This is a genomic window from Micromonospora sp. SYSU B005, assembly GCF_055362685.1.
The window spans coordinates 107,737-120,648 of record NZ_JAXCFU010000012.1; the positions used below are offsets into that span (position 1 = coordinate 107,737).

Sequence of the window (12,912 nt, forward strand, 5' to 3'; positions counted from 1 at the left end):
GTGTCCGCGTCGATCAGCCTCGCCGAACTAGACCGCGTCGGTGTCCGGCACCAAATGGACGACCATCAGGCGAACGCACTGAGCGCTACGGGCCTCGTCAGCCTTCGGCCCGAAAGCGACGGATGGTGGCACATCCTGCCCTCCGGCAAGGTCGGCGCGGTGCGGACAGCCGGACTCGACGTCCAGGTCCGGCCCAAGGTTGGCATCGCCAGGCTGCTCTTCTTCCTCGGCTACGCGCTGGACCCAGGGTTCCGGCCAGAAGACGTCGCCGCGAAGCCGGAGCCCGACCTGTGGGCCGCCCTGGCGGAGTCACTGATCCGGCAGGTCGAACGTGCACTCGCGCCGGGAATCCTGCAAGGCTATGTCGTGACCGATGAGGCCCTGCCGCTGGTCCGGGGCCGGATCAGGTTCGCAGACCAACTCTCCCGTCGCCCCGCTATGCCACTGCCGATCGAGGTCCGCTTCGACGAGTACGCCGCGGACATTGCTGAGAATCGGATTCTGCGCACTGCACTTCGACGCATGCTCGCGGTGCCGCGGCTGCCCGCCGAAGCACGGTCGCGACTGACTCATCTGGACGGCCGCCTCGACGGGGTTGGGGTGCTGCCACATGGCGCCCCGCAGCCGACCTACAGACCCAGCCGTCTCAACGCCCGGTACCTCCCGGCGCTCAGGCTCGCCGAACTGGTCCTCCGCAATCAGTCCGCCGAACCGGGACCCGGCGACGTCACGATGGCCGCGTTCGTCGTCAACATGGCAAAGGTCTTCGAGGACTTCGTCACCACGGCGCTGCACGAATCCCTAGTGGAATATCCGGGCCACACCGACAGTCAGTATGGCGCGCACCTCGACACCGAGCTCACCATTCCCATCCGACCCGACATCGTTCACATCGCCGGTGACCGGCCCGTCGCAGTCTTCGATGCCAAGTACAAGCTGGAAGGAATTACCTCTGGCTATCCGAACGCCGACGCCTACCAAATGCTCGCCTACTGCACGGCACTGCGCCTGCGCACCGGCTGGCTGGTGTACGCCCAAGGGGCGTCGCCGCCCGGCCCTCGGCGCGTCCGCAACACCGAGATCGACATCGTGCACTATCCCCTCGATCTGTCCGCGCCGCCACGCGATCTCCTCATCGAGATCGACCTCCTGGCTCAGCAGGCCATGCATGTGGCCAACTATGAAGGCTCGTGGCGAGCGAGCAGCCCGGGCTGAGACGTGCATTTCGGGTGGCGTAGCTGCACCTGGTTGGCGGCACAGGTAGCGCAGGTTGTATCTGCCGGGGACACGGGGTAGAACGGGCACGGTAGCGATGCATGTGGCCCCAAGGTCGTCTGTGAAGAGCGCTCGCAGCCCGTGGGCCAGCTCGCATAAGCAATGGCCATATCTCGCTCCCGGCAGGACGGGGCAGCCAGGCTCCCCAGGCTCCGCAATCGTGCCCGATCGGTGTCGTACCCGGCCGCCATAATCCGGCGTGTGACGATCGCCGACGCCCGCCTGCTCGGGCTGATCCCCACGTACCCCGCCTCCGACGTGTGCTGCCTGGAGGCACCGAAGAAGGCGCTGCTACGGCACCGCATTACTGCAACCCGGTACCGGGAGTTACTGCGGGCGCAGGGCGGCGGGTGCGGAATCTGCGGCGGCCCGGCATGGCGCTACCCGGTCGGACTGGTGCCCCTGCCGGTCGACCATGACCACTTGTGCAGCCCGGGACGAGATTCGTGCGGTCGGTGCGTACGGGGGCTCCTGTGCGCCGACTGTAACGGGAACCTCGGTTTGGTCGAGCTGCATGGCAATGCGATGCTGTCGCCGAGACGGTGGATCGAAGCTGCCCGCACCTACCTGACACAGGCCGGAATCGATCCCTGGGAGATGAACAGGTTCACCGCCGGTGGGCGCATCCATCGCGATCGGCGGATCAGGGATGAGGTGGACTGCCGCTGCTACCACTGCACCGGCGACCCTCAGGGCGCGGGCGGATGGATCGCAGCGGCGATCGCCGTCGGTGAGCCCGTGGGGGACGAGATCATTCGACGGACCGCGCAGCAGCGGACAAAGGCCAACGAGCTCGGGTTGAACCTTACCGACAACGAGCTGTGAGCCACGGATCGGCCCCGAAGCCAGCATCGCCCCGACCCGGAGCTAAGGGTCGAAACGATGCGGTCCCCGGGCATCTCAATCCGTCTGGTGCCGGCGCCACAACGGCGTAAGCATTGTGAGCCCTCTCCCGGTGGGGAAAGGGCTCACGATCGCGGGTCGCGTCAGACTCGCTGGGTGATCGTCGTCCCCGGGTGCCGGGCCGCAGTGGCTGCCGTCACGAATCGGCCGGTGCTGGCGCTGCGGTTGACGGTGCGGGTGTTGCTTGTCCCGCGTCCGACGCGTTCGGTTGTGGTGGTCCGCGGCGACCGCACCGCCGTGCTGCTGCGGACGAACCGACCTGTGCTGGCGCTGCGGGCCACGGTGCGGGAGCCGCCTCGAGCCATGATGATCACCTCCTCTGGTAGTGCAGTCTCGGTTGGACCGCTCCTGCCGGAGGCATATGTGCTGGTCGGCCGGTTACCCGCCACTCTTTCGGCCGGTTTTCCGGCCGAGATTGCTGTGGGGGGTACGCGGGGCCGCTCCAGCCGCCCGGGCGACGATGGCGCGGGCGGTCGCGGTGGAAGTGCGGGCGCGCATGGCACGGGCGTCGGCGGTGCCGAGCGAGGAGCACTCGATCTTGGCGTGGATCGTGGACTCTGACGACTTCCCGCTCGCCGCGGAGGGTCGCGGGCGGTGGTCCGGGGTGGGCTGCGGCGTTGGCCCGCTGTTTGTCAGCGTGGCCGAGCGTTAGTTCATCGACGAGCCGAGCTTGACGGTTCGGCGTTTGAAGGGCACCGGACCGCCTTCCAGGTGGTAGAGCGTCAGGACGTTGAGGTCGTGGCGTTCGAGGGAGCCGGTGGCTTCGACGACGCCGTTGTTCGCATCGGAGGTGAGAGTGATGATCATTTCGGCATCGGCGGAGACGACTAGGCCGGGGCTGCGGGTGGCGAAGATGTACTGCCGGCCACCGCGCAAGTCGCGCAGTTTCGCGACAAGGTATTCCTCGATCCACGGGGCGTGAAGCGCGTCCTCGGGCTGGTCGATGATCAGAGGGTCGTTGCCGTCGGCGAGGGCGATGATGAGGATGGCGGTGCACTTCTGTCCGTGCGCGAGCCGCTCGATCGGCACATAGCCGTCGTTGGCCTGCTTGCGGAACTCGACGGACAGGCCGTCGTGCAAGTCGAGGGTTTGCATCCGCAGGAAGTCCTCGATGATGCCTTTCTCCCGCACGTGCTCGAAGAGGGTCTCGACGTGCTTGCGTTCGACGCCGGTGGCGGTGCATACGCCGTCGACGTCGTCGGCGAGGAACGAGCGGACCAGTTTTACCGGCAGGGTCTTTTCGCAGATCAGCTTGAGGACCGGGGCGCGCAGCCGGGATCCCTTGGCGATGGCGGTCAGGTCGGCCAGATAGGCCGAGTCGTCGTTCTCGGAGAGCATCTTGATCCGGACGATGCCGCCCATGAGCTTGTTGAGCGCCTTGATCCGTTCTTCGCGCCGCCGACGGCGTGCTTTGCGCGCCTCGAGTAGCTCGGTGATCAACTCTTCCCGATAGGTCGTGGCGGCGACCAGGTTCGGCAGGAACTCGTCGTTGAGCTGGGTCCGCTGGGCGTCGAGCTTCGCCTTCTCCGTCTGAAGTTCCACCAGCCGGATGCGCAGCGCGGCGAGGCCCTTGTTGTCGACGTCGATTTGACTGACCGCCTCGGCGAGTTCCTGGTCGAACTTCCGGTACCGCTCGAGCCATTCCTGCCGGACAGCGACCAGCTCCTTGTTCACCACCAACAGGACCTGGGCCACCTGCGCGTTGGCCGCCTCGATCGCCTCCCACAGCTGCTTGTACGCGGCCTGCACTCGCTGGTAAAGATCTTGATTGTCGGCGATCGCGGCTGAGCCCCGGAACTTGTCCCCGCCGTCGGTCCGGACGGTGATCTTCAGTTCGGGGATGCCGACGACCGGCTCAAAGAGGGCCTTCTCGGCACTCCACTTTGCCTGCATCTTGATGGTCTCGCCGTCGAACAGGCCGGACAGTTCCTCCAACCGCTTCTCGACGTCTGGAAGGGTCTCCAACCTGGCGCGGGCCTGTCCGATTTTGGACTCCAGCGAGCCGATAAGCCGGCCGTTGTCGATGAGCCGGCCGACCGCGTCCGATTCGCGGATCTCGAACTCGTTCAAGTCGAGCGCGGCGTCAATGAGCGCCATCCGGCCGACCGGCGTTCGGGCGTACTCGATCACCTCGCTCTGCGAGAACCCGGTGATCGCGATCCGGCCGGCCAGGCCGGTCAGCTGCTCGGTGTCGCCGATGAACTCCGGCTGGGTGGAGCCGTCCTCGAAGTACGCCCGGCGCACGAGGCACCGCGCGTGGCCACGGGCGAGGACGACCTCGACAGTCGAGCCGGAGGTGAGGGCGTATTTGAGCCGGGAGTCGACCTCCTTGCGGACATGGGGGAAGTCGCCGGCGTCGGTCTGCTGGTCGAGGGCGAACCGGACCAGCTCTATCAGCAGCGACTTGCCGGCGCCGGTCCCGCCGAGCAGGCAGTTGAGGTCGCACGAGAACTGGAACTGCTGCCCGTCGAGGAACCCTCCGGTCACGGTCACCGACTCGATCACCGTGTGCTCCGGCGCTCGGGGCTCGTCCAGGCGGACGCGCAACTCCGGATCCGCCAGTGCGTGCCGGAGGCCGCGCAGGTCGGGCCGCGACGCCTTGATCCAGGTCCGGCGATGACCGATGCCGCGCAGGACATGCCAGCTCACGCCGGGTGCCGTGGTGTCGGAGCTGCGGACGAGCGCGAGCTCGCGCCGGCCGTCGAGCCGGGCCTTGATCCGCTCAGCCTCTGCGACGTCGACGATCTCGACCGCGCTGATGGCGTCGTCGAGCAGCGTCTGGTTGATCCGGTCGGCGACGGCGAGGCGGAGCAGGCCCTTCTCCCGGTCGGCGTGCGCCGGGACCGCCAGGCCGCCCCGGGCAGCAATGATCTTTGCGGTGTCGGCGAAGCCCTTGTCCAGGGCCTTGTGCAGGTCACCGTGGTCGGCGCGGACAACGCCGAGTTCGACGAGCACGTCCTCGAGATGCTGTGCCGGGGTGCCCTCCTCCCAGATAGCGAGGAGATGCCCTTCCGCCGTGCTGAGTTCCAGACCGGGCAGCACCACGAGCGTCGTGCCGCGGGCGGCCTCGGCCATCCGGTCGCACCAGCCGGCCGTGTTGTGGTCGGTGACGGCGATCGCGTGGAGTCCGGCGGCGATCGCCGCGTCGACGATCTGCCGGGGCTCGATGGCGCCGTAGGTGTGCACGTCGACGTCGCGCGAGGCTGGGGTGTGGACGTGGAGGTCGACAGCCCAGAACCGTGCCGGTCCGTGCTTCGCGCTCACCGGCGATGCTGCCTGGCTGCTTTCCGTTGGTGCCGTTGCTGGCGTCAAAGCACTCGCTCCGTGATCATTCGTCGCCGTTTGAGCGTCCGGCTCGACACCCTAACGCTCAGCGAGCTGAAGAAGAGGGGCGACACTCGCCCATATGTACGACCAGGCGCCAACCGGATGAAGGTCCACCGGACCATTGGCTCGACCAGCCGTCCGATCCGCCAAGGCGTTCCGGCTTGGCGGGGTGGTCGGCCGCACCGTCAAGGACGAAGCCAACCACTCCGGACGTTCCGTTACCGAGGCGGGCTGAAGCCCGCAGGCCTTCTGGCCCTGATGGTCGGCAGCCGCATCGTGTCCAACGGCTGCAGCACCGCGCCGACGCGTCCTTCGATCCGACGCACGAGAGCCACCTCGGTGTCGGGATCAGCGGCACCACCATCAGGCGGGTCCAGCGTGTCGCCCGACCGGCTCGTACATGCTCCTGGATACGGTCGTCCACGCTGGCGAGCCCCGACCGGACCGCGCTCCCGACGTAGCGATCGGCGTTGTTCGAGTCGGCCGCGACGTAGACGGCCGTCACGAACTCCGACCACAGCTTCTCCTCGACGATCTGCAGAAGCGTCGCCGCCGCCGGGATTCGTCGCAGGAGACTGGCGCCGGCAAGGTCGCAGGCGGTGTCATACGCCGCCGGGCGGGATTTGGCCGCTGCGCCTGGCTCTACGTACGAGCTTCCTCAAAGGCTAAGGCGAGCTCACAGCCACAGCCCAGGCTGCAATACGCCATTGTGTCCCCATCGACGTCCTGGCGAAGCTGTCGCTCCAGCACGACTGCGCACCGGACTGCTCCCGGGGCCCCGGCACGTCGGTCCTGAGCATCTGAGCTGTTTCCGTGTGTCATCAGCCATGCTTTGGTGTTCGACTTCCAACGGGTGACATGGGCCGGGCGGTTGCCATGCCGGCTTGTCGTCGGTAGGCCGGGGAGCTGCCTGCTCCCAATCTGCTCCCAATTTAAGGGGCAACAGCGGAGAAGCCCGTTACCGGTGAATCCGGTGACGGGCTTCCTACCTGTATATATTCATGGTGGGCGATACTGGGATCGAACCAGTGACCTCTTCGGTGTGAAGAGAGTGCTCTTCCAGCAAGTTGGCCCACACGGGCGCACAGCAAGCCGCGCCATCATGAGGCTTGCCACCAACCTGGACGGCCGCCACCAACCAGCCTGACGACCGCAGAGACGTAACGCCCACTGCTCAACGAGCGGCCGGCGCCTAACGGCACCGGCCGCTTCTTCATGCCCGCCGGAGGAACCGGCACCGACCAACCCGAAGGACATCTCCCATGACAACCCACCCATGTGCCACGGCACGAGTCGCCAGCGCTACGAGCTGCAGCGGCACAATCCCGCCCAACCACGCCGCCGATGCTGGCATCGCCCTCCAATCCGCCCCCTCTCACAGCGAACTGACGGAGGCCAAGGACCGAACGGTGCACGCCCACCGCAGCGTGTGCCGGCCGGGGCGACCGCCGGACGGAGGCGCATGACGCTGCCGCCCGACCACCAGACCGAACATCACCAAGAGCCGGATTCGACCGCGCCAACCGACGAGCGACTTGACCAACCCAGCGAAGACGACCGTTCATGGACGGTCGAGACCATCGACAGCAGCGCACCGCCCGGCGTCACCAGCGTGGTGTTACCCGGCCAGCCACCCGAACTGCACCCCGGCGCCGCTGCGGCCCTGCTGAAGCTCCTCAGACACATGAACGACCGCCGCACCGACAACTCGAACAGGGAGAACCGATGACCACCCCTCCACCGAAACCCTTCGCCTTCTACGGCCGCGTATCGACCGAGGACAACCAGGACCCCGAGTCCTCCCGCAGCTGGCAACTCAGCCGGGCAACAACCCTCATCCAGCCCCACAACGGCCAGATCACCGCCGAGTACTTCGACATCGGCCAGAGCCGTTCGCTGCCGTGGCAGCGCCGCCCGCACGCCAGCCGACTTCTCGCCGCGCTCCGCGACCCCGGACGCGGATTCTCCGCCGTCGTCGTCGGCGAACCCCACCGAGCCTTCTACGGCAACCAGTTCGGTCTCACCGTGCCGCTGTTCGCCCACTACGGCGTCGAACTGTGGGTACCGGAGATCGGCGGCCCGATCGACCCTGACAACGAAGCCCACGAACTGGTGATGTCCGTCTTCGGCGGCATGAGCAAGGGCGAACGCAACCGGATCAAGCTGCGCGTCCGGACCGCCATGGCCGCCCAGACCCTGCTCGAAGGCCGCTACCTCGGGGGGCGTCCCCCATACGGCTACACCCTGCAGGACCTCGGCCCCCATCCCAACCCGGCGAAGGCAGCCGACGGCAAACACCTACGCGGCCTCACCCCGGACCCACGGACCGCACCGATCGTCCGCCAGATCTTTCACGAGTTCCTCAATGGCAGCGGCCTCTACGCCATCGCCGAAGCACTCACCAGCAACCACGTCCCCTGCCCCTCCGCACACGACCGGGCCCGAAATCCGCACCGCAGCGGCATCGCCTGGTCCAAGAGCGCCGTGCGGGTCATCCTCACCAACCCCAGGTACACCGGACGGCAGGTCTGGAACAAGCAGCGCACCGACGAAGTCCTCCTCGACGTCGACGACGTCGCGCTCGGTCACACCGGAGTCATGCGCTGGAACCCGCGGGACAAGTGGGTCGTCTCCAAGGAGATCACCCACCCACCGATCATCGATGAGGCCACCTTCGAACAGGCGCAGGCACTGCTCGCACGACACCGATTGGGATTGGACATCCCGCAACGGCACCGCCGCGCCCGCAACCCGTACGTCTTCCGCGGCCTGATCTACTGCGCCGCCTGCAACCGCCGGATGCAGGGCCAGTACAACCACGGCGCCGCCTACTACCGCTGCCGCTTCCCCCAGGAATACGCCCTCGCCAACGACGTCACCCATCCCCGCAACGTCTACCTCCGCGAGGAGACCCTCACCGACCCACTCGACACCTGGCTCGCCACCGCATTCCACCCCGACCGCATCGAGAACACGATCACCGCGATGGCAGACGCCCAGCTGGGCGACCACCCATCCCCCGCCATCACCGCCGCCCGCGCGACCATCACCGAGTGCGACACGAAACTGCAGCGCTACCGGGCAGCCCTCGACGCCGGAGCCGACCCCTCGATCGTCAGCAAGTGGATAGCCCAGACACAAGCCGAACGGACCCGGGCAGAAACCGAGCTGCATGCCGAGAGCTCCGCCGCACCACGCCGGATGACCCAGGCGGAGATCACCATGCTGGTCGAGGCCCTTGGGAACATCGTCACCGCGCTCCGCGACGCGGACCCCGCCGACAAAGCCGAGGTCTACCGCCAGCTCGGCCTGCGGCTGACATACCACCCTGAAGCGCAAACGGTGCACGCTGAAACCGATCTCAGCGCACACCGTGGGCCTATGGGTCGTGTCCGAGGGGGGACTTGAACCCCCACGCCCTATACGGGCACTAGCACCTCAAGCTAGCGCGTCTGCCATTCCGCCACCCGGACCTGCACGTACCAGCCTACCCGGTCGACCAATGTGAGCTACTCACCGCATCGGTCGGCCTGGCGGGCCGCACGGGGCATTACTCTACACGGCCCAGAACGATCATGCACATCAGCTCCATCGCGGCACGTTTGCGCAGGTCAACGGCCACAACGATCGGGTGGGTAGCGCGCAACAGGCGATTCCGGGCAGCATTGCTCACGTGTCCCACCCCTCCCCGTTGATCGCCACTCAACACCAGGCCCTCGCGCTGCGCGCCGCGGGTGACCTGACAAGCGCCCGCCGCCTGCTCGCCGACGCGATCGTCGCGGCCCGCCCGGCGTACGGCGAGGACCACCAGGACGTCCTGGCCACCGGTCACCTGCTGGCCCGGCTGCACCGGGAGGCCGACGACCCGGCCGCCGCCCGGCGCGTACTCGAAGAGGCCTACGCGGCCGGCGAGCGCCGCCGCGGCGAGGCCGACCCGCTGATGCTCGCGCTCAGCTTCGACCTCGCCGGCGTGTCCGAGGAACTGGGCAACCGGCACGAGGCCCGCCGCAACTACAGCCGCGTGGCGACCGCCGGGTCCGCCGTGCTCGGTCCGGACCACCCCGCGGTACGCGCAGCCCGCCAGTACCTCGGCGGCTCCGCCGCCGCTCCCGCAGGCTATGGCCCCTCCCCCGGCGGCTCCGCCGCCGCTGTCGGACCGCACCCCGCTCCGCCCCTGCCCGGCTACCCCACTCCGGGCCGTCCCGGGCACCCCGATCAGTCCCTGCCCCGGCATCCGAACCAGGGCCCGCCCGCAAGCCCCGGTCCGGTCCGGCCCGGCCAACCCGGTCCCGTCTCCTCCGGGTACCCCGGTCACGGAGTGTCCGAGCCCACCGTCTCGCTGCGAGCGGTCACACCCCCGCACCCGCCCGCACCGCCTCGGCCCGTCGTCCCGGGTGTACCCGCCGCGAGTCCGCCGGTACCCGATTCACAGTGGGCTCCCCGCCCGGGCCCGGCACCGCAAGCGCCCCACGCCCCGCAGCCGGCTCAGTCCGCGCCGAACCCGCGGGTCGCTCCGCCGCCCCCGGTGGCGCCTGCCCCGCCGCAGCAGCCTCCCGCAGCCGGGCCGAACGGACCCGCGAGTCGGTGGGCGCCGCCCTCGCCGCCTGTCTCGGAGGCGACGACCCGGTTCGCGCCCATCACCGAGGAGGCGACGACGCGGTTCGCGCCCATCACGGATGAGGCGACGACCCGCTTCCCGGTAGTGCCGGTCGAACCCACCGCCCCGGCGAGGGCACCGGTTGCCGGAACAGCGGCGCAGGTTCCCGGTGTCCTCCCGGTGCCTCCGGCCCAGGGCGTCATCCCGGTTCCCCCGGCTCAGCGTGTCCCCCAAGCGTCGCCCGCGACGTACGGCCGACCGGCCGCCGCTCCCGGTGTGACCCCGGTGCCGCCCCTCACCCCCGGCACGCCTTCGCACCCGGCCACCGCCGGTACGTCGACGTCCGGCCCGACACCGGGAACACCCGCGACGGCTTCCGGAGCGCCGACCACAGCACCGACGGTCGGAACGCCGACGAGGGTTCCGGCGGTCGGAACGTCGGTGCCCGGACAGCCGACAGCGCCTTCCGTTCCCGGCCCGACGTCCTCGCCTACCGGCAAGCACATCGCGCCCGTGTCGGCGCCGGCGCCGAGCGCCACTCCTACGCCTGCAGTGCCGCCGACGCCTGGCGCCGCCGGTACGCCGCTGTCGCGCCCGCAGCCGGGCACGGCCGGTACGCCGCAACCGCAGTCACAGGTGCCCGGAACTACCGGCATGCCCCCGCTGCCGCCGCCGCGGATGCCGGGAACCGCCGGCACGTCTCCACTTTCACCCCCGCCGGTCATTCCGCCGCCCGCCCCGACGGTCACCGAGGCGCCGCCCGCCGCGATCACCCCGCCACCGTCACGGACGCCTTCGGCGGGACTCCTGCCGCCGCCTCCGACCGTCCTGCCGCCCGCGCCGCGCGTGCCGGCTCCGGCAGTCAGCGACCTACCTCCACCACCAGTCGTTCCGGTTGTCCCGCCGGTGTCGTCCCCGTCCGCTCCGCCACCGCTCACCCCTCCGGCCTCGGCGGCGCCACCGGCGCCCGCCTCCCAGCCGGTGGCCGAATCGGCGCCGGCTGCTGCCACCGCACCGACGCCGCCCTCCGCACCTGTTTCGCCCCGACCGGCGCCCGGGCCCCGGGCGACTCCGACGGCCGAGGCAACCGCTCCCCCACAGCCTGCCGCGGAGCTGACGGCCGGCACCGGCACGAACGCTTCCGGCCGGGGTACGACACCTCCTGTTCCCGGTGGACCGGGCTGGGACAAGCCGACGATCCAGGTGCAGCAGATCGGTCCGCTGCTGGAAGAGGAGGCGGCGCGCAACGCCGCGGCGGCGGCTCCCGGAGCCCCGGCCAGGCCCGCGGCGACCGGCGCCGCCAGCGAGACCCCGGCCGGTGCACGACCGGTCAGCAGCCCTCCGGTCAGCGGACGGTCCGAGGACTCACCGCCGATCAGCGCATCGCCCGCCGGCCCGGCCCAGGCCGCCTCGTCCGGGGCGCCTGTGGTGAGTGCGCCGCTGATGAGCCCGCCGGCTACGGGTGACGGTGACGCTGCCGCGAGCGTGATGCAGCTGAGCGCGCCATCGTCGGGTGCGCCGAGCACCCTGGGCGCGCCCACCGCCGGTGCCCCGGCAACAGACGCGCCACCGCCGCCCGCCGCGTCCCAGGTCAGCGCACCGCCCGCCAGCACTGCGCCGGTCAGCGCGCCGCCCGTCGGGTCACCCTCGACGTCGCCGGTCAGCGCGCCGCCCGCACACCCGGTCAGCGGACCGGCCGGCTTCCCTGTAAGCGGGGTTCCGGTAAGCGGTTACCCGCCACCAGTAAGCGGCCCGTCCGCCGCGCCGGTCAGCGCCGCACCGGCCGTGGGCTACCCGCCACCGGCCAGCGGACCCGCACCCGCCTATCCGCCGCCGATCAGCGGGCCATCCGCGCCCGGCTACCCGTCGCTGGCCGGCGCACCACCCGCGCCACCCGTCAGCGGCCCTCCCGGGCCGCCGGTCAGTGCGCCGCCCGGAAACGGCTACCCACCGCCGGTCAGCGGACCACCCGCGGCACCGGTCAGCGCCGCGCCCGTGAGCGGTTCCTCCGTACCGCCGTGGGGCATGGTCGCGCCGCCGTGGAGCAGCGCCGCCCCGTCCCAGCCGGTCGACCGGCCCAACGATCCCGACCCGGAAGTGGACGAGCCGGCACCCGCCGACGCGGCAGGCGAACCGGACGCGGAGGCGCCGGAGCCGAACCGGCAGATGACGATCTACGAGGACCTGCTGGACTTCCCCGAGTCCACGCGACCGGAGCCGCCGGCCCAGCCGGAGCAGAGCGCCTGGCCGGCGACCCCGCCGATGTTCCACCAGCCGCCGCCGGTCCAGCCGCAGGACGCGTACCCGATGGAGCCGGAGCGGCCGGGCCGCAACCGGACGGTGCTGGCCCTTGTGGTCGGCGGTGCGGTGCTCGCGGTGGTGGCGGCGGTCGGTGTCGGCGCGGTGTTGCTGAACCGGGAGGCGGCGCCTCCGCCTGCCCCGGTGCCCGCGTCCGGCGCCGCGTCGCCGAAGGTGGCCGGGCCGCCGCCGGGGGACCTGAAGCTGCGCGACGACACCACCACCGTCACGGTGACCTGGACCGATCCGACGAACGGCGGGGTGCCGTTCGTGGTGGCGGGCGGCCGGGCCGGGCAGAAGCTCGGGGTGATGGCGACCGTGGACGCCGGGCAGACCCGCTACACGGTGAACGGGCTGAGCGCGAAGCTGGACTACTGCTTCACGGTGCTGGCTGTCTACTCGACCGACTCGTACGCCACGTCGGGTCAGGTCTGCACGGACCGGGAGGGCGGCGGCACGCCGAACTGAGTGTCCACGGACGACACGCTCGGTGTCCACAGGAGGACGGTGCG

7 protein-coding genes, 1 tRNA gene and 1 pseudogene are annotated in these 12,912 nt (G+C 70.0%); 6 read left to right on the forward strand and 3 right to left on the reverse strand.

The window, feature by feature from the left end; all coding sequences use genetic code 11:
- Together SM452_RS24135 and SM452_RS24140 are read left to right on the forward strand one after the other, a co-directional pair.
- Entirely contained in the window at positions 1–1,215 is a 1,215-nt protein-coding gene (locus tag SM452_RS24135; RefSeq protein ID WP_463840769.1) for an McrC family protein, read from the forward strand.
- Between the two features lie 261 nt (positions 1,216–1,476).
- Positions 1,477–2,100: an endonuclease domain-containing protein gene (locus tag SM452_RS24140; protein WP_463840770.1), complete on the forward strand. Its 624-nt coding sequence runs from the start codon at positions 1,477–1,479 to the stop codon at positions 2,098–2,100.
- 726 nt (positions 2,101–2,826) lie between these two features.
- Here the strand turns inward: SM452_RS24140 and SM452_RS24145 are convergent.
- Positions 2,827–5,442, reverse strand: a complete 2,616-nt coding sequence (locus SM452_RS24145) for a PHP domain-containing protein (protein WP_463840771.1) — start codon at positions 5,440–5,442, stop codon at positions 2,827–2,829.
- Between the two features lie 1,525 nt (positions 5,443–6,967).
- Here SM452_RS24145 and SM452_RS24150 point away from each other — a divergent pair.
- Together SM452_RS24150 and SM452_RS24155 are read left to right on the forward strand one after the other, a co-directional pair.
- The gene (locus tag SM452_RS24150; RefSeq protein ID WP_355510077.1) at positions 6,968–7,234 is read left to right on the forward strand and encodes a hypothetical protein; all 267 of its coding nucleotides are present in this window, start codon (positions 6,968–6,970) and stop codon (positions 7,232–7,234) included.
- Positions 7,231–8,913, forward strand: a complete 1,683-nt coding sequence (locus tag SM452_RS24155) for a recombinase family protein (RefSeq protein WP_355510080.1) — start codon at positions 7,231–7,233, stop codon at positions 8,911–8,913. Before SM452_RS24150 ends, SM452_RS24155 begins: the two co-directional genes overlap by 4 nt.
- On the opposite strand, the gene SM452_RS24160 is transcribed toward SM452_RS24155, so the two are convergent.
- Positions 8,895–8,978, reverse strand: a tRNA-Leu gene (locus tag SM452_RS24160). The genes SM452_RS24155 and SM452_RS24160 overlap by 19 nt on opposite strands.
- A gap of 200 nt (positions 8,979–9,178) precedes the next feature.
- On the opposite strand from SM452_RS24160, the pseudogene SM452_RS24165 reads away from it, so the two are divergent.
- A pseudogene (locus SM452_RS24165) lies at positions 9,179–9,352 on the forward strand (hypothetical protein); the annotation flags it as partial.
- A 968-nt stretch (positions 9,353–10,320) separates the two neighbouring features.
- Here SM452_RS24165 and SM452_RS24170 read toward each other — a convergent pair.
- Positions 10,321–11,715, reverse strand: a complete 1,395-nt coding sequence (locus SM452_RS24170; protein WP_463840772.1) for a hypothetical protein — start codon at positions 11,713–11,715, stop codon at positions 10,321–10,323.
- 382 nt (positions 11,716–12,097) lie between these two features.
- Here SM452_RS24170 and SM452_RS24175 point away from each other — a divergent pair, with 382 nt between their 5' ends.
- Positions 12,098–12,868 (forward strand): fibronectin type III domain-containing protein, encoded by a 771-nt coding sequence (locus tag SM452_RS24175; RefSeq protein WP_357210045.1) that lies wholly within the window; start codon positions 12,098–12,100, stop codon positions 12,866–12,868.
- The last annotated feature ends 44 nt before the right edge of the window (positions 12,869–12,912 follow it).

Coding starts and splice junctions, on each gene's coding strand:
- SM452_RS24150 (WP_355510077.1), top strand. CDS start 6,968: ATGACGCTGCCGCCCGACCACCAGACCGAACATCACCAAGAGCCGGAT.
- SM452_RS24155 (WP_355510080.1), top strand. CDS start 7,231: ATGACCACCCCTCCACCGAAACCCTTCGCCTTCTACGGCCGCGTATCG.